The sequence below is a fragment of the Calothrix sp. FACHB-168 genome (assembly GCF_963889195.1).
GTDB lineage: Bacteria > Cyanobacteriota > Cyanobacteriia > Cyanobacteriales > Nostocaceae > Aulosira > Aulosira anomala_A.
Map to the genome: position 1 here is coordinate 1 of NZ_CAWPNJ010000071.1, position 20,155 is coordinate 20,155.

The 20,155-nt window shown below is 41.5% G+C and carries 21 protein-coding genes, 1 pseudogene and 1 CRISPR repeat array; of the genes and pseudogenes, 10 read left to right on the top strand and 12 right to left on the bottom strand.

Annotation, left to right across the window (positions count from 1 at the left end):
* Together AACW45_RS32860 and AACW45_RS32865 are read left to right on the top strand one after the other, a co-directional pair.
* Positions 1-1,158 (top strand): CHAT domain-containing protein (locus AACW45_RS32860; protein ID WP_190637327.1); only part of this gene is annotated, 1,158 nt, incomplete at its 5' end.
* A 287-nt stretch (positions 1,159-1,445) separates the two neighbouring features.
* Positions 1,446-2,594: a hypothetical protein gene (locus tag AACW45_RS32865; protein ID WP_206758873.1), complete on the top strand. Its 1,149-nt coding sequence runs from the start codon at positions 1,446-1,448 to the stop codon at positions 2,592-2,594.
* A gap of 457 nt (positions 2,595-3,051) precedes the next feature.
* On the opposite strand, the gene AACW45_RS32870 is transcribed toward AACW45_RS32865, so the two are convergent.
* From AACW45_RS32870 to AACW45_RS32905, 8 genes and pseudogenes are all read right to left on the bottom strand, one after another.
* Positions 3,052-3,201, bottom strand: coding sequence for a hypothetical protein (locus AACW45_RS32870; RefSeq protein ID WP_190637332.1), 150 nt, complete (start codon positions 3,199-3,201; stop codon positions 3,052-3,054).
* Between the two features lie 482 nt (positions 3,202-3,683).
* Positions 3,684-3,788: pseudogene (locus AACW45_RS32875) on the bottom strand (IS1/IS1595 family N-terminal zinc-binding domain-containing protein); the annotation flags it as partial.
* A 2,073-nt stretch (positions 3,789-5,861) separates the two neighbouring features.
* Entirely contained in the window at positions 5,862-6,539 is a 678-nt protein-coding gene (locus AACW45_RS32880) for a hypothetical protein (RefSeq protein WP_190637337.1), read from the bottom strand.
* Positions 6,532-6,720, bottom strand: coding sequence for a hypothetical protein (locus AACW45_RS32885; protein ID WP_190637339.1), 189 nt, complete (start codon positions 6,718-6,720; stop codon positions 6,532-6,534). Before AACW45_RS32885 ends, AACW45_RS32880 begins: the two co-directional genes overlap by 8 nt.
* Before the next feature lie 3 nt (positions 6,721-6,723).
* The gene (locus tag AACW45_RS32890; protein ID WP_190637340.1) at positions 6,724-6,927 is read right to left on the bottom strand and encodes a hypothetical protein; all 204 of its coding nucleotides are present in this window, start codon (positions 6,925-6,927) and stop codon (positions 6,724-6,726) included.
* A gap of 76 nt (positions 6,928-7,003) precedes the next feature.
* Positions 7,004-7,306, bottom strand: coding sequence for a hypothetical protein (locus AACW45_RS32895; RefSeq protein WP_190637342.1), 303 nt, complete (start codon positions 7,304-7,306; stop codon positions 7,004-7,006).
* 27 nt (positions 7,307-7,333) lie between these two features.
* Complete coding sequence (locus AACW45_RS32900; RefSeq protein ID WP_190637345.1) at positions 7,334-7,495, bottom strand: hypothetical protein; 162 nt, start codon at positions 7,493-7,495, stop codon at positions 7,334-7,336.
* Positions 7,496-8,104 (bottom strand): hypothetical protein, encoded by a 609-nt coding sequence (locus AACW45_RS32905; protein WP_190637347.1) that lies wholly within the window; start codon positions 8,102-8,104, stop codon positions 7,496-7,498.
* Positions 8,105-8,264: 160 nt separating this feature from the next.
* Between AACW45_RS32905 and AACW45_RS32910 the strand changes: the two genes are divergently transcribed.
* From AACW45_RS32910 to AACW45_RS32925, 4 genes are read left to right on the top strand one after another with little or no spacing between them, the layout of a single operon-like run.
* Positions 8,265-8,462, top strand: a complete 198-nt coding sequence (locus AACW45_RS32910) for a ribbon-helix-helix domain-containing protein (protein WP_096608393.1) — start codon at positions 8,265-8,267, stop codon at positions 8,460-8,462.
* Positions 8,459-8,683, top strand: a complete 225-nt coding sequence (locus AACW45_RS32915) for a hypothetical protein (protein ID WP_096608394.1) — start codon at positions 8,459-8,461, stop codon at positions 8,681-8,683. Before AACW45_RS32910 ends, AACW45_RS32915 begins: the two co-directional genes overlap by 4 nt.
* Positions 8,680-9,036: a hypothetical protein gene (locus AACW45_RS32920; protein ID WP_190637349.1), complete on the top strand. Its 357-nt coding sequence runs from the start codon at positions 8,680-8,682 to the stop codon at positions 9,034-9,036. Before AACW45_RS32915 ends, AACW45_RS32920 begins: the two co-directional genes overlap by 4 nt.
* Positions 9,021-9,179 (top strand): DUF6888 family protein, encoded by a 159-nt coding sequence (locus AACW45_RS32925; protein ID WP_339381978.1) that lies wholly within the window; start codon positions 9,021-9,023, stop codon positions 9,177-9,179. Before AACW45_RS32920 ends, AACW45_RS32925 begins: the two co-directional genes overlap by 16 nt.
* A 693-nt stretch (positions 9,180-9,872) precedes the next feature.
* Here AACW45_RS32925 and AACW45_RS32930 read toward each other — a convergent pair.
* The gene (locus AACW45_RS32930) at positions 9,873-10,154 is read right to left on the bottom strand and encodes a hypothetical protein (RefSeq protein WP_190637351.1); all 282 of its coding nucleotides are present in this window, start codon (positions 10,152-10,154) and stop codon (positions 9,873-9,875) included.
* Between AACW45_RS32930 and AACW45_RS32935 the strand changes: the two genes are divergently transcribed.
* Positions 10,153-13,629: a plasmid replication protein, CyRepA1 family gene (locus AACW45_RS32935; protein WP_190637353.1), complete on the top strand. Its 3,477-nt coding sequence runs from the start codon at positions 10,153-10,155 to the stop codon at positions 13,627-13,629. The genes AACW45_RS32930 and AACW45_RS32935 overlap by 2 nt on opposite strands.
* Before the next feature lie 52 nt (positions 13,630-13,681).
* On the opposite strand, the gene AACW45_RS32940 is transcribed toward AACW45_RS32935, so the two are convergent.
* Positions 13,682-14,155 carry a hypothetical protein gene (locus tag AACW45_RS32940; RefSeq protein ID WP_190637355.1) on the bottom strand — a complete coding sequence of 158 codons (474 nt, stop codon included), beginning with the start codon at positions 14,153-14,155 and terminating at the stop codon, positions 13,682-13,684.
* A 74-nt stretch (positions 14,156-14,229) separates the two neighbouring features.
* Between AACW45_RS32940 and AACW45_RS32945 the strand changes: the two genes are divergently transcribed.
* Positions 14,230-15,063: a hypothetical protein gene (locus AACW45_RS32945; protein ID WP_190637357.1), complete on the top strand. Its 834-nt coding sequence runs from the start codon at positions 14,230-14,232 to the stop codon at positions 15,061-15,063.
* A 203-nt stretch (positions 15,064-15,266) separates the two neighbouring features.
* On the opposite strand, the gene AACW45_RS32950 is transcribed toward AACW45_RS32945, so the two are convergent.
* Positions 15,267-15,458, bottom strand: a complete 192-nt coding sequence (locus AACW45_RS32950; protein ID WP_190637358.1) for a hypothetical protein — start codon at positions 15,456-15,458, stop codon at positions 15,267-15,269.
* 70 nt (positions 15,459-15,528) lie between these two features.
* A CRISPR array of direct repeats spans positions 15,529-16,364; the repeat unit is 36 nt; unit sequence GTTTCCATCCCCTTGCGGGGCGATGTGATCGTAAAG.
* Positions 16,365-16,739: 375 nt separating this feature from the next.
* Here AACW45_RS32950 and AACW45_RS32955 point away from each other — a divergent pair.
* A complete protein-coding gene (locus AACW45_RS32955) occupies positions 16,740-17,417 on the top strand; it encodes a thermonuclease family protein (RefSeq protein WP_190637360.1) in 678 nt (225 codons plus the stop codon).
* A 404-nt stretch (positions 17,418-17,821) separates the two neighbouring features.
* Entirely contained in the window at positions 17,822-19,678 is a 1,857-nt protein-coding gene (locus AACW45_RS32960) for a DEAD/DEAH box helicase (protein WP_190637362.1), read from the top strand.
* Here AACW45_RS32960 and AACW45_RS32965 read toward each other — a convergent pair.
* Positions 19,653-20,135: a hypothetical protein gene (locus AACW45_RS32965; protein ID WP_190637364.1), complete on the bottom strand. Its 483-nt coding sequence runs from the start codon at positions 20,133-20,135 to the stop codon at positions 19,653-19,655. The two genes, AACW45_RS32960 and AACW45_RS32965, sit on opposite strands and share 26 nt — an antisense overlap.
* Positions 20,136-20,155 lie beyond the last annotated feature (20 nt).

Here is a 20,155-nt window from a genome sequence, read left to right on the forward strand (position 1 = left end):
GTTGATAAACCTACATTATCCCTACTGCAACAAATCGCCAAACAACAAAAGACAATACTGGTTGAATATTCAATTATTTATAATGACTTCAAAATCCAGGGGAAAGGAGAAACCAAAGAATCCGAACTCTACATTTGGGTAGTCAAACCGAATGGTGAAGTTACCTTCCGCAAAGCTGACCTCAAACCTTTATGGCAAAAAGAGAATACAACTTTAGATGAATTAGTCACCCAAAGCCGCGAGTCAATCGGTGTGAGAGGTCGGGGAATTCAAGTTACTCACAACCCCAATCCAGCTAAAGTAAAACAACGCTTTCAAAAGCTGCACGAATTACTCATTAATCCCATCGCCGACCTTCTTCCCAAAAACCCTGATGAGCGAGTAACATTTATCCCGCAATCATCTTTATTCCTCGTTCCCTTCGCCACGTTACAAGATGAGCAAGGTAAATATTTAATAGAAAAACACACAATCCTCACTGCCCCGTCAATTCAGGTTTTAGATTTAACGCGCAAACAAAGACAACAAGTTAAAGGTAATCAAGCCTTAGTCATGGGCAATCCTATCATGCCCAGTGTTGCCCCCAAAATTGGCGAAGCACCACAACAATTAACTCCGTTACCAGGTGCGGAGACCGAAGCCAAACAAATCGCCCAACTTTTTAATACCAAAGCCATCACAGGAAAAGAAGCAACCAAAGCCGCATTTATTCAAAAATTACCCCAAGCGAGATTTATTCATCTAGCTACCCACGGCTTACTTGATGATTTTAAAGGTTTGGGTGTCCCCGGTGCTGTCGCTCTCGCCCCGGATGGTAAAGATAACGGCTTACTAACTGCCAATGAAATTTTAGATTTAAAAATTAACGCCGAATTAGTTGTTTTAAGTGCTTGCGATACTGGGCAAGGAAAGCTCACAGGCGATGGTGTAATTGGGTTATCGCGTGCATTAATTTCTGCGGGTGCGCCCAGCGTCGTCGTAACGTTGTGGTCAATTCCCGATAGTCCTTCGGCATTATTGATGGGGGAATTTTACCGTCAGTTACAGAAGAATCCAGATAAAGCACAGGCATTGCGTCTAGCGATGTTGGTTACCATGAAACAGCATCCTAACCCAAGCAACTGGGCGGCATTTACTTTGATTGGGGAGGCGAAGTAATCAGGACTATGCACAGAAAAAAGTGGAGCGGATTGTAGCGATATTTCTGCAAAAGAGAATTAAGTTTCCCTTTGTTGGGAATGGTGGGAATCCAAGTTGCGCGGCTGTCGTCAACTCACTCGCAATTCATCTCACACTCCCCTACCCTTCGGGAACACTTCGTGAACGGGTGAAATGTGAGATGAATTGCTTTTTGAGCTAATCACTAAAACCTGAATCATGACCGGAGCAAACAGTTTCTAAGGATCTCAAGTCGATTATAATTTTTCAATCAAGGAAATCAGCCTTTGAGTTCATCGGTTAGAGAGTTAGAAGTCATGACAAAAGGATTCGGTAGCTCAAACCATAGAAAACCTAATCTTCGCCATTTCTATGCTTATAAAAAAGATGGCATCTTTCAATCGGGCTTAAAACTTGATTATGTACGGCTCACAAATACAGTCATGGCTCCCAGACAAGAGGCAGAACTGGACGAAGATATAAAGCTAATTCGTACAGGTGTGGCAAAGTGCAAAGATTTACTTTACCTTGATACAAGAAATCTTACCTCGTTAACTCTTCGCATTGCTCTCAGCCTAGCCTTGATATTATCCACGGTCTCAAGCGTTGTTGTCGCTCTCTTTGGAGGAGTCCCAGTAGCAGTTGGTTTAGGTAGCAATGTATTAATTAGGTTTTTAATATTGTATGTTTTGAATTTCTCCCAAAGTTTAATGGCTTTTTGTCTTATAGTTTTCATATTAACTTTGGCTATAAAACAAGTCTGTTTTCTAGTGGGAATTACTAGAGTTAGAGTTTTGAGGACGACTTTTTGGGTCACTTTTTTTTCAGTATTGTTAACGTATTTAGCAACGTTGCTTGCATTCCTATTTCATCAAAATTCTCTTAGCAATATTACTGAAATCATCATATCAATACCAGTTGCCTCAAGTGTAGTTGCTGCCTTAAGTACATTTATAAGTAGTATCAATATCAAGAATCACCCTCGCATTAAAATTGAAACTGAGTGGCAAGTTAATGGAAGAGTTTACGGAGAGCATCCGAATCACGAAAACATACCCGTCCTTTACCCGAAAAGAGGGCGTGATTTTTATCCTCTCGAACCAATGGAGTATAGAACTCTGATTGCGTATCAAACCGCTCAAGGCGATCGCAAGCAAGTAAAGCAGTTATTGAAAGTCTGGCGAACCAAACCACTCGTAATTGAGGATGATAGAGGATTGTTCTCAAGGCAAAATTCAAATCTGTTAAGAAGACTGATTATTTTATTATTGAGAATAATTGCATCTATGCTTGCCATCTTTTTGGAATTCCTTGAGAGGCTGATTAACAGCAAAACTTTAAATGCTATAACACGATGGCTAAAAATTCAGGGAGTTAATCGAGTCTTCTGGATTCATCAAGAATGTGAGGTAGCTTTAAAACAGCTAATTGCTTAGGGCGAACGCATCTAAATTTTGCAGAGAATGTGGTTTCAAAATCGCCTTGCAACCCGTTTTGGCACGGTGATGCCTGGTTGCTCCCCACCCAGATATATAATGCAAAAAAATACTGCATTTTTGTAGTAATCCTCACCCCAGGAGTGGGATGGGAGTTCTGCCACCATTCCTAGCATTCCCAACCTTGGGAAAGTTAGGCGGCTGAAAACTTTTACCAGACTTCTACTGCTCCATCCGTTCTTTCTCTAATCTTGAGCTATATGACTGGTGTTTTGTGAGCAGAAAATCGAGATACTTTTTTACAAAAGCAACTCCTCAAACTCCCTGTGGGTAAGCTTTTGCGCTCTTAGATTCCCTAGCATGATTTGATTGACCTCCTCTCCCGCTAATTGCGCTGCAATGTAGCGGAAGTCTTCTAGCTTAGACTAGATAACATACTCGTAGAGTGGTGCGTTCCTTATTTCACTGGTTGGTTGAGAAGAAAATCTAAATATATTCCCACAACAAGCAACTCCTCAAACTCTTTGAGAGTAAGCTTTGTAGCCTCTACATTACTATGTTTAATTTGAAAAAATACTCCACTAATATTACCAATATCTGCCGACATATTTTGGGAATAGATTTAACCAAAAGACCAAATTGTTATTTAACAACTGGCGCTGGTCTTTAATTAAACATCAAGTTCAAGATTGCTTTCATTGCAGTTTCCCAAAAATCGAGATGATGAAATTGCTGTTGGTCAGTGGTTTGTAGAGAAAATATATTTGCACTATATTCTCATGAAATGTAAGTCCTGAAACTGCCTCACGCTAAGGTTTTGCGCCCCTGCATTATCATGTATTTTCAACAAATTCTACAATAGATACTTGTTCAAAAGCCTGATTGGGTTATGTCTGTACAATCTCAATCGCCAAAACCGCCTAGCCCCCTATAGGGTAAATGTCGGTCGCATACGACAACGAATTATCAAATGTTTCAGCCCTCACATCCGCCATCAGTTCGCATAGTGTCGGCTAAAACCGACAACAAAACCGACAACAAAACCGACACGGTTTTTGACTAATTACTGCTGGTTATTTTGTTGTTAGGGGCTATGAAAGTTTTTTCACAGTTCTTGCATTTGTACCGATACATCAATGGATTTTTTACGGATTTATTTCTAGTAAATTCAGCACTGTGGCAATGTGGGCATTCAATTTCTTGGCTTGAATTTATCGAGCTATCATTTTTGATGGCAGACAAATCACTGCTAGATGTTTCTGGATAGATGGTTAATGATTCTCTGATAATCCCTACCCCATTACGCAAAATACCTTTGTGCGCTGAGGGAATTTCTAGAAATTCATATCTATCGCCTACAATAATTAAACCTATGCGGTAAGCGTTCTCGCTTGACAGATTTTGAGATTCATTTTTAGCTGCTGCCCACTGTGCGAACTTCTCATACTTCCGTTGAATCTCACGCTTTTTAGCCAGTGACCAACCCAAGTCTTTATCGTGTTTGATAGCAGTGGCGATCGCGTCCTCAATAAACAGCAGTGAGCAATTTTTCATTGCATCCCAAGTCCACCGATTTTCTCCCACTTCTCCAGACTGTCCTATTAATATTTGACGCTGCTTTGTATGCCTAATGGCGGTCATGATTTCAGTTGCCGATTTCTTATCATCGTCATCGTGCTGCTTATCAAACTCGTCAAAGATGCCCAACACAAACTTGTCAGTCATTGCTGGTCGTTTGGCTTGTCTATCCTTATGGAGTTTTACAAATGCCGAGTAAGCTTGTGCTGATTCTTTGGGACTGGTAGAAATTTTTGGACAATGCCAGTAATCTTCCTCACTACCGTCCAATGGGTCACTTACCCAAATTTCCCAGTTATCCAAAGTTAGGAAGTAGGCGACGATATTCTTAGTAGCGATGCCCTTACCACCCCCGGTGGCAGACATAATTCTCAGCGTGGGCTTACCTTTGGTTTTGTGGTCGGTGTGGAGAAATACGCGATCGCCAAATTGGGAAGCGGGGATTAAGCCAAGTTTGTAAATCTCATCGTCGTTGAGTGGCTTGGGACGTTCTCGCCTAAATTTCAAACTTATAGTCGGTGAAATTTTTTCAGCCTTGACATCATAAAGAAGAAAAATTCCTAATCTGCTAGAGATATTTTTACTTTCTCTATCTAGCAGTTTTAAAAAATTTTGGATATCTAAAGTTCTTGAAAACCCATACCCAACAGATACCGATTCTTCATGCTCCTCAAACCCGTTGACAATCAGAGGAATTTTGTAAGACTGCCAGATGTCGTAGGCGATCGCATTAGCAACTTTACCATTCACATCAAAACCAAAGTTGCCATAAGTCGGTTCTAGCAATTCACCTGCTAACTCTTGCTGCAAGCGTCCTACTTTCTCATTGAGTAATTCAATTTGCTCAAGGTAGGTTGCTCTCTCCTGCTCAACGGCTTTTTGAATTTCATCTAGATTTCCGTTGTAGACAGTTGCCAAGCTTCGGATAATCTCGCGCTTGCTATTGTGACCATGTGCCACTTTTTCACCCCAAGATTGCAACTGGCGAAACAGTGCCATAGCTTCCTGGGTGATGGCATCGTGTTCGTCAAAGATTTTTTGAATCTCGTTAGCCCTAGCAGTTTTAAATTTTTTATCTGACTCCGCATCGACTAGCGAATGAAAATTTAATTCCCATTGCTCAATTTCTGAAGCCAGATAGTTAATTTGTTCCCGGTCTTTGCTGGCTTGCGCCTCTAATACTTTGATGTTGCTTTGTAGTTGGGTAATTAGTTCAATAGCGCGATTTTTATCAGCATCACAAGCAATTAAGCATTGTTTGGTTAGATTAAGCTGGCTTGTTAATTCTTGGTTTAATTCTTCTGATTGGCGCTTGTAACCTTCGTATTCCTGGGTAAAACTAGCTAACCTTGCCTTGCTATCCCCTAGCTGCTTATTAGCTTGTTCTAGTTCTCTGTCCAGTTCTTCTACATAACCCTCAGCATCATTAATTTTGCTTTGAGCGCGGGTATCAACAATCAAATGAGTAAGGAAGATAGCAGGGATAGCAGCACCGCCAGCAATGCTGATAGTTTTAGCGAGAGAATTTCTAAATCCTCCAGAAGTAATGGCTATTCCCGCAAACAGTCCAAAAATACCAGTTCCTAGCGCAATTTTGTGTTTTGATGATATTTTCATATTGGTGACAGTTTTGAATTGAAAAATGATGGATTATTAAGCAGGTAGACGATTTACGTCTACCTTCCTTGTTTATTTCGGCAAATACTCACCCAATTGTTGTCTAAAAGCGTTTAATTTACCTTGTGCCTCTAGGGTTTTAGCGGCTGATTCTTGCGCTTTGATTTGGGCTTGTTTCAATTTTTCTGATAAATCAGTCTTGGTATGTACAGCGATATTTCTATCAGTAAAAGTCTTAACTTGAGATACATCAAAGCTCACGCCTTTTTGCTGAGTTACTTCTAATTGAGTCAGGTAATCAAGGTAGTTTCCCTTAACTTTCTCAAGTTCGGTAGATGCTTGAATTCCAGCGCCAAAAGCTTTAGCTTGCTTACCTATGACTGTGAACTTCTCACGCGCTGTATCCATAGCCGCGCCAGTCATTTTTAATGCTCTTTGTGCGCCTTCATAGATAGCCATGCCACGCTGATATTGTGCTTCTGTTGCCTGGGGCAAATTATCGGAAGGGTTAAGAGGGTCAGTAATGTAATATTTTTCTGGGTGAAAGTGTGGCAGGGAACTAGATACTAAATCAGGCTCAAGCACACGTAAACCTGGAACATTTACGTTAACGTTACCCTTTACATCAGTGGCTATAGAGGGCATCTGCACCACGTTGTTAGCTTGTGATGTGGTTGTTTTGTTGCCTCCTGCTATTTTGGCTGCTACAGTCTCTGCTGCGGACTTGGTGGAATTGTTTAGTCTAGCCATCTTTTAAGAATCTCCTAGCGTTAATTAGCGATTGATAGATGATTTCGAGTTTGCGGAATTGGGCATCTATTGCATTAAATTCTTGCTCTAGAGATGCGTCTAAATCATGCTGGTCAAGCACCTGCCTTAACTCGTGTTCATCAGTTTTTAATTCCTCAATTTTGTTTGATAATTCATCCATGAATCACCCTTCAATTTTGTTGAGTACTTCGGTGCAATAATGCAGAGAATCCGCCACGTTGGAGGCGAACTCATCTAAGTTTGGGTTAGATTTTTTGAGGTTTTGAGCCAAAGTATTAGCCTCTGTTAGCAACAATTCAGCCTCTAGTAAACAACGTTGAACTGTTGTTAAATCTCTGCTGTTGGTAGCGGGAAGCTGGTTTATCATTTGGGAGTAAATTCTCCAGGACGGGATTTTACGAAGGCAAGTGTGTGAGGGGAATTTTACCCCTCTTTCTTGTTAGTTATTGACCGGAACGAATACCGCAAGAGTCAACTCTTGGCTCACACAATGGCTGTTCTATTTTTTGTTGGTCACCAGTTACTAAATCCACAGCACGACCTAACCCCCATGTTTTGCAAGCATTGTTTAAAAATTGTTTGTGGGATTGAATGAGGAAGTTGTTGTAGATGCGGTTACAAACACGTTGACCGCGAGTTATGCGGTTAATGATTAATTTGTGTGGGTTGTTTGCTTGTGCCTGTGCTGAAGAAGTGAAAGCCAGCATGATTAACCCTGTGAAGGCAATGGTGAGATATGATTTCATGAGTTCATTTCCTTATTTGAGCGTGGACTAAGGGCGATCGCTTACTTCTTGGTCGGAGGGGCGATCGCTTTTAACCTGGATATCAGCAAGCCAAAACAGCATTGAGAGTGAGATTGTGATTGCTGCTAGCAGGTATGAGAGTTTTTGGCTTTTCTCAATCTGGAGTATTGTTTTTTGGAAATTGGTCATCTATTCCAAGTTGAAAACATCTTGAGCTTGTACGCCTAAATCTTGCATCTCAGAGTTGAATTGTTCCGCAAAGCCCGCCTTGATTTCCTTGCTCACTTTGGCAGCTAAAGAAGCGCCTAACATACGCCAATTCTGCATTCCAGCGTTTAAGTTTTGCTTGGCTTGGGTAAAATTCTCAACGGTTTTGACATCGTTTTGACGCGCCAGTTGATTGTTTTTATTGACAGTTGCTAGGGCAGAACAATTAGCTTGTTGTGTTGGCTTTGGGGAGAATTTTAAGAGGCTTTCAATGCTAGTTTTATCCGCACTTCTAACAGCCTTGACCAGTTTCACAGCGTAGCCAGAATACTGTGTATTTTTCCCCTCACCACGCCGTAAAAGGTCTACAGGGATTTTGTAGCTGTCGATTAAGCCAGAGATAGAGCGTTGAAATCCAGACTTGTCTAGTTCGGCCAGTTCCCGTGCCACAGCTGATAGTACCCAGGTATCAAACAGGCTCTCACGCTTCGATTCAGCTTCGATTTGCGGTTCGATACCCGTTTCGATACCCGTTTCCTCAGTTACTTCTGTGGCTTCTACTTCAATCACAGAAAGCGTTTGATTGGTCATAATGCGATTCTTCAGATAGTGGTTTAAGTTGTTGCGATTCGATTCGCTGTGATATCTGTGTTGTCTGTGTCATTCTGTGTCATCATAGCTCTAGTGACGCATTTAACACAATATGTGTTAAACCATTTTGAAAGCACAAAGCGTATCATGAGGTAGAGGAATGAACACAGATAACACCATGAGTGGAAGGGTTAACGTAGTGCTGCCTGATGAGGTTTATGAAACTGTCAAAAATTTGGCAGGGACAGAAAGACGCTCTCAGAGCCAAATGGCAGCAATTTTAATTGAGGAAGCTTTGGAGGCTCGGAAACTACTGCAAAAACCCCCCTCACCTGATCAAGGCAAGGGGGTTGCATGACTGAATCACCTAATCCTGAAACTTTAGAGGCAGTCAAAAGCTTTGCGACTGCCCTTAATACTTTTGCTTGGAATGCTGACTATATAAAGTTTTGCGAAGTTCTTGGTTTTACACCAGATAGCTATGCTGAAGAAAAATATCAGCAGTTTCGAGAACTGGTAAGCTATTTAGACTGCTTTGACCATGAATCATTAGCCAAAATGATTGAGGCGGGGAAATGAACAACACACCAGGACATCCGCTAAAACTTGAAATTAAAAAAAATAATGGATGCAAATCCGTTAATGAAGCTAACTACATAATCACGCGAAAACAAGATTTTAAAAAAGACCCATTTAACCGCGTGAAAATATTAGTCTATCCAAACAGAAAAGCGGTTCTTAAGGTAGTAAAAAAGAAAGGATGGAAAGATGTACAGCAGTATTTAAAAAGCGTTTTCGGTGGTCAAGAAAACCAGATGAGATGGGAAATCGAGCTAGAAGAAATCAATCACTTGTTAACAACCAATCTGGTTGATACGGCGAGGCAACAACAAGCCAATACACAGGCGATCACCCAATGGAACCGACAATAGAGCAACTAAAAGCCTTTTTCCGATTGTGTATTCGCGTTAGTAACCTACTAAGGAATATAGAACTGGTCAGATTTGATGAAAGAACAAACAGAATCGTGGTTTTAATCGGTGAAACAATTGAAGTAGAAATTCTTAGCAGCTAGGGGTGAGCAGTCGCACCTATCCCAAAACTAAGCGCCACAAGCTTTTGCAATCTGTATACACCGGGCGTTTCTTACTTTTTTCTTACTCACTACTGAAGGGCGATCGCACTTCTTTACATATAGGGGCGATCACACTTCTTCATACTTTTTCATGATTTTCTCATAATTTGAAATTCCGTCACAGCAAGCATTACAGACTTTATTAGCGGAAATCAAAAAACCTCCAGACTCATGGTTTACTAGTATCATCAAATTTTTGAGGTGATCATGCTCTGCTTAAATTTAATTTTTGAGATGGAAGCGATAAAAGAATCATCGACGCGAAAACCACAGGCAAAGCCATTGCGTAAGGCCATCGCCGAACCTTCTCCCAAAGAAAAAAAATGCTGATCAACAAAGTCTCTAGGCCTTGAGTACCGAATTAGCTGATTAAGCTTGAAATTCGACACAAAGAGCGATTACCAGTCGCACACCAGAAACTTGTCAACCAGACAAGTCAACTAATAAATTCTATTAACTCAAGCTTACCCATTATTCGGAAAACTTAAAAGCCCAGAGATACCCAATCTAACGGACGGTATCTATGGACAAAAATATTAATGCGAGAGTGGGTATACTCTCGCACCTATTGTCAAAAAAGACCTATCTGACAACCATTCTATCGCTTCTGACTAGAATTAGTCAATCTTGGCGTTACAGAAAACTAGTTAAAGCGATCCGCCGACGAGAACTAACAACAAACCTTGAAATACTTGCTGAGTCAGGGATTGAGGGCGACTTAGCGCTTTTCGTGCTGGCTAATATTCCGCAGATGGGGGTAGCGAGATGAACCGCCCTGATAAATGCCCGAAATGTGGATATGAGCTTTTTATTTTGGTTTATAGCCGCGATCGCTCGCGAGTGGCGATTATCTGCGGCGATTGTTTGCGGAAGATAGCGATCGCGGTTAAGCCAAAGCCAGAGGGGGTGCATCATGTTTAACCGCACCCTTGAGAAGTTCGATATCAGAAACTTTATCGACCAATTAACCCCGAAAAAGGGGAAAAACCGCTATATATGCCCTGTGTGTGAGGGTACACTAACAATTAACCCGTCTAACGGTCAGTATCATTGTTGGGGTGAGGAATGTTCCACCAAAGTTATTAGAGAATCTATTCGCCCACTAGATGAGGCCTTAGCAGAAGCGGGAATTGAGAAAAAAGGCTTTGCCCCCAAAACTCACAACCAAAAACCTAAAGCTGTAATTTCCCCCGCCGCAATTCCCGCCGGAGATATTCAACTGGGAACATTGCCTTATGCCGTTAAGCAAGAGGTACGAGTAAAGGTCAAGAAAAGTATTGAGATTAAATACCCTTACTCGCCTAGTCAATGGGTAAAAAGAATTGAGAGGGCAGATGGTAGCAAACTTACACTTCCCTTTCACTTGGATGCTAATGGCAAGGAAGTTAACGCCAAAGGTGATAAACCTTGGCAACCATACCGATTTGACGAAATCACCCAACATGGTTTTGGTCAATGGGTTTTGGGTGTTGAGGGTGAAAAGTGCGCCGATGTTGCCAGAAGTATTTTTGGTTTCCTGACAACGACTTTTCAAGGTGGTAGCTGGAGTGAAGCCTTGCTAGTTGAATATTTTCAACTTTTCAAGGATATCGATATTGCTGGAATTGTCTACTGGCCGGATCACGATAAGCCAGGTTACAGCAAGTTAGAAAAGTGTCGCACAGCTGCTGCTAAGGTTGGTTTACCGTTTATCGCTATTGATCCTACTAGACTATGGGCTGATTGTCTTGACGGCGGCGATATTGCCGATTGGGTGAAAGCTGGTTTAGGAGACGTTGACGCACTTCATGAAGAGATTAATTTAGCTGCCGATGTAGCAAGAGGCGGTAAAACCCCAACTGATTGGAAAGATAAAGTTTTAGCAGTTCAGAAGCAATTACACACGCTCACTTATAAAGCTGATTATGTTTGCAACCCCTATGAGAAATATCTGCCAGATAACCTAGTAGATATTATTCCTCATAAGGGAATCGTGCTGATTAAAGCTCCTAAAGGTGCTGGTAAATCAGTTACTATCAAACGGATTAAAGATAAGCTTTGTGGTGGATATTATCAGGAAGTTTATCATCCTTATCAATTATCAATAACTGGAGACAATAAGCCAGAAGTTGAGCGAGTTTATCAAGAGAGAACTGGCGTTAGATTTATCTCGATTACCGCAAGAATAGCACTCGGTCGAGCGCAAGCTATCGAATGGGAAATTACCTGGATTGAAGACGGCGATCTGACTGAATCAGAACAATTTAATTATGAAGGCGAAGTAATTAAAACGGCTACTTTTTTAGAAACTGCTGATGGAATTGGCTTATGTTGGGATTCTTTAGCGAAGCTGTTTGATCGAGACTGGTCTAACACAGTAGTAGTAATTGATGAGATTGAACTAGGTCTAAGTCACGTCGCAACATCAAGTACTTGCAAGGATAGACGCCCAACAATTCTTTATACCCTTGAAACTAAAATCAGAGAATGTCTTGATAACAATGGCTTGGTGATTGGGGCTGATGCCGATTTAACTAACATTTCTTACGACTACCTAACAGCGATCGCCCCTGGACACAAGCCTTTTATCGTCAAGCATAATTACATCAGACCTGATAGCGATAAATGGGATATTGATTTCTATACTGGTAAGCGAGATGTGGTACTTTCTCTCATTGAAATTTGGTTAAGCGATCAGAACTGTGAACCTATAGCAGTGGCATTAGATAATCAATCTGAAGCCGAATCGCTGGCTAGTCATCTAGTCAAGAAATACCCTTATTTGGCATCAAGTTTCAATGGCTTAATTCGTATTGATGCCCAAACCACTCAAACCGATTCTGGTAAAGACTTTGTTAAACGTCCCAACGAAAAAATCCAAGAATATCAGCCAAAAATTCTAATTTATACGCCGTCTTTGGGTGTAGGATGTTCTCTGGATGTCCCCTACTTCAAGTATGTATTTGGCTTGTTTTTTGGCAACCTAGAACCATCGCAGGCTAGGCAGATGTTAGCACGAGTTAGGCAGCCAGTACCTAGAATTGTGTGGTGTGCTGACAGGGGTAAAACATCAAATACCGATGATTGCAATGCCTTCTTACCAGATGCAATCAAAAACCAAATGTTCTCATACAACAAGACAACTACAGAAATAATTGATATAGCATTGCATTTAGCTAGAGAGCAAGCAGAATCTAATAATGATGTTGATATACTGCCTAAGCTGATAGAGCAATTAACTAAAATGATGGGTAAAGGTGGAACCTGGAATAATCCACACGTAGATTTATTTTGTAAGCTTAAAGCCAGACGCAACTTTGCATTATCTCAGCTAGCTGTTCAACTTAGACAAGAATTGATTGATGAGGGGCATAACCTTAAAGATATTGCGGCAGAAGAAAAGACTAATGCAGGTGACTCTGTGAGGGAAGAGAAGACAGAAATTAAACTCAATCGCGCCACAATGACAGCCAATGCTGTTGATATTCCCTTAGAAGTTGCAAAAGAGATAAGCCGGAAACCAAACCCCACAAATGAAGAACAGCATCAAGCCAACAAAGCATTTTTAAAAGATGAGTTACCCGGACTAGAATTAACTCCTGAGTTTTTATTTAAGGGAGTTTATCAAGACAATAGATTTTGGTTGAATGCTGTGAAGTTGTTCTGGATGTCTCAGAATGTTGACGCTACTCAAGAAGCGGACAGAAAGCATTGGAAGTATAAGTTAAAGCAGTTCTGCGAGGGAGTTCCCTATCTTCCAGATTTACGCACTTTCAGCACAAAGGTAGAGGCTATTAATAAAATAGGAATTTTCGACGCTATACCATTAGACGATTTTGAGAGTGAATATCACGGTAATGATTCCACTCTTAAAGAGTGGTTCAAAAAATCGGTTTTACCCCAGAAAAAATTACTCAAAACTGCTTTCAATATCACGGTGAACAAAGATACTGAGATTATTACATTTATCAATCGCATTTTGGGTAAGGTTGGCATCAGGCTAAAGCAGCACAGAAAAACCAACAATACCAAATATTACAAACTTGATTCAGAAATGATTTTAGATCAGGACAGAGCAAATGTACTAGCTTCCCTTGACTTGAAGCGAGAACTACAGCTAAAAAAAGAGGCGGAGCAGTCAACACTCAACACTCAACACTCAACAGTCAATGCTCAACAGTCAATGCTCAACAGTCAACAGCCAATGGTCAATGGTCAACAGTTTACAGAAGCCGACTGGCTGAGGGAAGAATGCGTACAAGATTTAGCTGTGTTGCTCAACCACTGCGAGGATGCGGAAATGTTAGCCGATCTACGGGCGATCGTACCCTACAGTTCGGCTTTGAGAGTCGCAAGCCGAAGGTTACCAGAGTCAAAGAAACAGCTTATTAGGCAGTGGCTAGCAGCATGAGGATAACTGTTTGCAATGGAAAAATCAAGAATCCAAAACAATATTGGTTGTGCTAACTTTTAAAATCTCGCTCAATACTGTGTGGTAGGCTCTGATAACGGTATTCCTGCATCAAAGCCTCTAGTGCGGACACTCGGTCAAGAAGATTTTTATTTTGAGCCTCAAGTTCTTCAACCTTGCTCTCCAGAGAAAGCACCTCTTCTGAGTTGGGAATTATGCTATCGCTCTCTATACGTATATCTATATCATTAGCCTCGCAAGAGGGCGAGTTGTACATGAAATAGAAATTTTTATTAGCTTCAAGTTTGTCTAATCTTGCTTTCAAGCCTTCTACACAATCTGCTATATCATATATATTGTTTCCTATACTTGTGTTTCCTATACTTGAACCTTCTTCTGGATTTCCCAAGAAAGAGTTTAAGGCTTGGATAACTAAATCTGTCGCACTAGTGCGTTCTGCTGCTGCTCTGTCTTGAAGGGCTGTGATTAGCTCTTCAGGAAGTTTGAAGTTGGCTTGTTTTTTCATTGACGGTATAGCTTGTATATAGCTAACTATACCACTTTCAAAATAAGTTTATAAAAACTTTGGAGGACAAAACTATGAGTCTGAGCGACTTTCTAGAACAACCAGATGTTCGTGCAAGATTTAACCAAGAATTCCCCAAGCCAAGGTTTAATGTAAAACAAGAAATCTTGGCATCACCCCCCCAGGGCGGTAACGCCAGTTTAGTTGGGACTGCCTACGATTACTTACTTCGCTTTTATATTAAGTATCTCAATCCCCACGCGCAAGACGGAGGATGGGTAGCGGGGAATGCCCTGCACTACTTTCAACACATTGAGCGAAATGATTTGTATGAACAAGCCGCAATGGTTATCGAGAGAGCAAAGCAAAATTATCAAACATTTCTAAGAGATGGACAGTTCACTGATGAGTTACTGAAATCATCTCTATTGCTAGCAAAACTAGATGCTGTATATCGGATTCGCTATATCCACGAGAACTTGCTAGCCATTAATGACATAGATGTTCAAGACTTACGAAATTTAGTTGGATTATTAAATCCTGAGATTTTTCCAGCCACTGGAAACATAGTTCTCAATCCGAGTTGGGCAGATGCTTCACTTTTGGTAAGTGGTGCCGATGGGGATTTAATGATTGATGATTTGCTTGTGGATATTAAAACATTGAAAAAACTCAGTTTAGGGCGTCGTGAGTTTAACCAATTGATGGGCTACTATACTCTGTCTTTTATCGCGCAAAAATTCCAGCCGAATGCCATAGAGTTAACACGCTTGGGAATTTATTTTTCCAGATTTGGGATTCTTTATCAATTCAATGTGACTGAAGTCCTTAACCCAGCAACTTTCCCCGAATTTTTAATATGGTTTACTGAAAGAGCGCAGCAATATAGTGGATTCAGACTAATTTAACTAAAGCCAAGAGCTTAATCACTGCAACTTAATCTCAAAGGTCGTATTTCAGAGAAAGCCGAAAGTTATGAACAACAAGCCCTCGGTACATCACCGGGGCTTTCACACTGCTGAACTATCCAAACGCAACTAACATTCCGATAATGGAATCGGATGTTAGTGGCTGAGGTTTTGATTGGCTAACTTACACCGCATCTATCAATTTATTTCTCGCCACAAACCCAACTGACTCCAGCAACTCTAGCTGCTTCGCTCGTGTAGAAAATTTTGCGCGAACCATACACCTCACCCTCTGGACTAATCACGCGAAACTGCCAGGATTTTCCACTAGTGTAATACACCAACAAAGTACAGCCATTGATGATGGAGATGGACTGGATTTTGAACTGGTTCATGCTGCTATTTTTGGGGCGATGCGATCAGAAATTACCTACCACAGCTTTAATTCATTGGAGAAGGGTTTGTCTTTTCATCCCCTTGCGGGGCGATGTGATCGTAAAGGTTCAAGCAAACCCAAAGGCTGAAATTGGTGACATTGGTTTCCATCCCCTTGCGGGGCGATGCGATCGTAAAGGCTGCTTATCCTGATAGTTATTATCGCAGGAGCAGTAATGTTTCCATCCCCTTGCGGGGCGATGCGATCGTAAAGGAATTGGAATTTACCATTCCACAAACTTCATCTCCTGTTTCCATCCCCTTGCGGGGCGATGTGATCGTAAAGGTAAAAGATTCACTCAATTGCGAGCATAGCTTTGTGTTTCCATCCCCTTGCGGGGCGATGTGATCGTAAAGTCAACAGTTGTTAAAGGCAATTTTGCAACCAAAAAGTTTCCATCCCCTTGCGGGGCGATGTGATCGTAAAGGTGATTGTTGCTGTAAACTCTCTCTATTTCTATCTGTTTCCATCCCCTTGCGGGGCGATGTGATCGTAAAGGGAGACTCCGTCTGGGATCGTACATCCGGTAGACACGCAATGTTTCCATCCCCTTGCGGGGCGATGTGATCGTAAAGGGTTGGGGAGATAAAGCAGGATTAGATGCCATCCGTTTCCATCCCCTTGCGGGGCGATGTGATCGTAAAGTTTATCCAGAGTTATACACTCTGAATCCAGGAGATTTAGTTTCCATCCCCTTGCGGGGCGATGTGATCGTAAAGTCTGCTTCTACTCTCTATAATGGAGATGGAACCCTTAGTTTCCATCCCCTTGCGGGGCGATGTGATCGTAAAGTTGAAGACGGCTAATTAACGTTGTCCACAAATTATTTGTTTCCATCCCCTTGCGGGGCGATGTGATCGTAAAGAGTTCACTTCTGGAAACTATACATAGCAAGGCTTTCAGACCCCCTAATCGACACCACTTTTTATAGTGTCAATAAGTACTGAAAATTATCAATAAATTTGGCTTTTCACAGCTTGGAAACTATACTGTGTAAGCAATCGACACCAGTCAACGAAGTTATGCGGTTTTCAAGGTTCTGGTGAGTGGTGTCGATGAGGTTCATCGCACTAGGTAAAAAAGTAATATGTGCTACTTCAATCTGTCAAGCTTTGGATAAATAAGTTAATGGCGGTGGGGAAGCAGCACTATATCGCTACCCGCCCACAGTGATGCTTATCACGGACGATTAAGGTCATGGAAAGTAGAATTTATTACCAGTAATACATTGATATTCACCATGAACAAGACTGCTGTCCTTGCAATAGCTGCAATGCTGCTCTCTGGGCTTCCGTCTACTGCTCAAACCAACTTACCTGCTATGACTGTAGTTAGTGTCGGGGATGGCGATACACTACGGGTACGAAACCAACAAGGACAGACTGTAACTATCCGGTTAGCCTGTGTTGACGCTCCTGAGATGAAACAACAACCTTGGGGACAGAACTCAGCAAACCGGCTCAAGCAATTACTTCCAGTTGGTAAATCTATCAAAGTCAGGCAAGTTGAGCGAGATAAGTACAAGCGACTTGTGGCTGAGGTTTATGTAGGCGATCGCTCGATTAACCTCAACATGGTTCAGGAAGGACAGGCAGTAGTTTATCGACAGTATTTAAAAGGCTGCGCCAACACTAAAGACCAATTCCTCCAGGCTGAGGCTGCTGCCAAGCTACAAAAATTAGGATTCTGGAACCAAGCCAAGCCAGTGATGCCTTGGGATTTTAGACAAGGTAAAAGCACTACTCAGTCAGTAATAGCCCAACCACAGCGACAATGTGATTCATCATATCCTGACTTCTGCCTTCCACCTAATTCGGCGGATTTAGATTGCAAAGATATTCCATATCGTAGATTCAGAGTCAACCAGCCCGATCCACATAAATTTGATAGAGATAAGGATGGGATAGGATGCGAGTGATAAACTCGCCGCGATATTTACCTGTGCGCAAGGGAAACCAAGTAGTTTTGTAGTCCTAAAAACTTGTACAAAAAGTTAGGACTACAAGAAATCGATTGTTATCTTACGCAGCAAACATTACAGCCCCTACAATCCCTCACAACTTCATTCCCAAGGTTGGGAATGGAATCACCTGCCGATTAGTTTTGATTGTCTATATTTTGATTTGACTCGCTGATTCCAGAACAACCCCAGGTGGAGCGTCAAGTCGATATCTAGGAAGTGTTCAATGGAATCTTCTATATCCTGATAGAAGGAGTGAGGTGGCGAGGGTTGCCATTTTCTATTGGTCTACTTTTCAAGCTCATGAGTATCATAAATATGCTGGGCAAAACCACTCTTGACTAGAGCGACCATTATCAAGAATGTTCAATCTGCGCGATTACCAACAGGATTTAGTTTCAAAAACCTTCGCCACTTGGTCTCAAGGAACTCAGAAAGTACTCCTACAACTAAGCACGGGCGGTGGTAAGACTATTATCTTTGCAGCAGTGGCATCTAAATTTACCGCCACTGGCTCAAGCGTGTTGGTCGTCGCTCACAGAGAAGAGTTGATTAACCAAGCAGCAGAGAAACTGGCTGCTGCCACAAAAGTTCAACCAGGAATCATCAAAGCAGGACACAAGCCAACTGACTCGTTAATTCAAGTAGCCAGTATTCAAACTCTTTCTCGTCGCAAAACTTACCCGACTGCTCAGGTTGTCATTATTGACGAAGCTCACCATGCTTCAGCTAATAGTTACCGCAAATTGCTCGATGCTTATCCAGATGCTCTTACTCTGGGAGTGACAGCCACACCCAGGCGAGAAGATGGTTATGGATTGCGAGATATTTTCGACCACCTGATTTGCTCAATTACCACCAAAGAATTAATCGCCTCTGGTTACTTAACAGATTATAAATTGATAGCAGGCTTTAAATATTCCCAGCACAAAGTCCCTCAAAAACGCGACTTCACCAAAAAAGAATTAGAAGCAGTTGCTTCTGACTACAAACCGTCCGAAGTATTAAAGCAGTGGAAAAATTTTTGTGCTGGTAAAAAGACAATTATTTTTGCAGTTAACGTCATGCACTCAAAACAAATCGCCGCAGCGTTTTGTGCTGATGGTATTAAGAGCGAACATCTGGATGGAGATACACCCAATAATGAACGTAAAGCAATTTTAGATAGATTTCGTAGCGGTCAGACCCTGGTCATTAGTAATTGTGCAATTCTGACTGAGGGATTTGATTGCCCTGACTCGCTGGCGGCGGTGATTGCGAGACCTACTAGCAGTGTGACTCTCTGGCTGCAAATGATTGGCAGAATATTGCGTCCAGCACCAGGAAAAGATTATGCAACTATTCTAGACATGACTGATAACTGGTTTAGGTTAGGTCGTCCCTGTGACCACAGAAAATGGAGCCTAGACCCAGTATCCTGCGACCCAGATACCCAAGGGGTGAGATGCTGTCCGCACTGTCACCATGTTTTTAAACCAATGCCTGCTTTAATTCGTACCAAAGAATGCTTTCATTCTAAAACAACAGAGTTTGTTACTCAATATGAAGCGGATTGCCCTAATTGCAGTAAATCTTTTAAGTGGGTATTAGAAGAATCGTCGCTGGACGAAAATAGTAGAGTGCCAGTAATTGTTTCTAGCTTTGATATTGAGTTTAAAGAAGTCCCTCCAGAGGTTCGTTCCCTATTACTGCGACCAATTATTGAAGCCAAAAAGCGCAAGTTTAGGAGCGAAGGCAAAAAATTATTATTTTATAATTCCACAATTAGAAGCTGGTTTTTAGATTGTCAAGAATTAACTCTCACCGAACTACTTTACGCTATTCAACTACTTGGTTGCCCAGAACAAACTTTTGAATCTAGCATAGAATGTCTAGCCTTCAAAGTTCGCAACGCCAAAGAATGGTCAGATGTCACCCAAATTATGTCTCGTCGCCCAGACAGTGTAAAGAAAGTTATTTGGAGTAATTTGTCTAGTTTTGAAAGAAACCGACTCAACCAAATGAAAGCAGAGTATGAAAATGAAATTCAAAAATGGTTGACCGAAGAAAATCTGGCAGTAATAGCGGCTGACCTAGAAATCTGTGAAGATATGGGGATGATTTCTGATTTATGGCAAATCTATAAAAAACAAGCTATCTATGCAGCAATTGAGCGACTAACTGCTGATAAACGCGACCAAATCAATCAGTGGATTACTCAGCTTGACACAGCCAGTTAGTGATTTTGGTATTGTAAGAAAGCATAGCCTGTGGTTCGACAATGAATTTGAGTTTTACTTTGAACTCAGATTCTCTGTTGTGCTTAAAACTCAGCACATAGTCTTCTGAGCATCTTAGCTTACGCCTAACATCCAGCAGCACATCATTTAGAAAGCAGCAAATCCGTCTTAAGCGCCTGCGGTAAGAATATCTATTCGGTCTTCCCTCTGGGATCTTTTCATCCGCCAACACTGCACGAAATCGTGCAATAAGAACGTCTCTGCTTGGGGATAAATTTTTACTTTGAAAACTATGCTTGATGGCACAATCTAGAGCCTCTTCAAGGCTAGGCATCGCTTTCTTGTTGTAAGAAGCTAATTCGCGAAGGTCAGCAAACGCCTCAAACATTCGCTCAAAAATATAAGCATCAAACAAATTTAGCCCTTCCAAGCTTTCAATCAATTTTTCGTCTTTCATAAGAGAATTTACGTTTACCA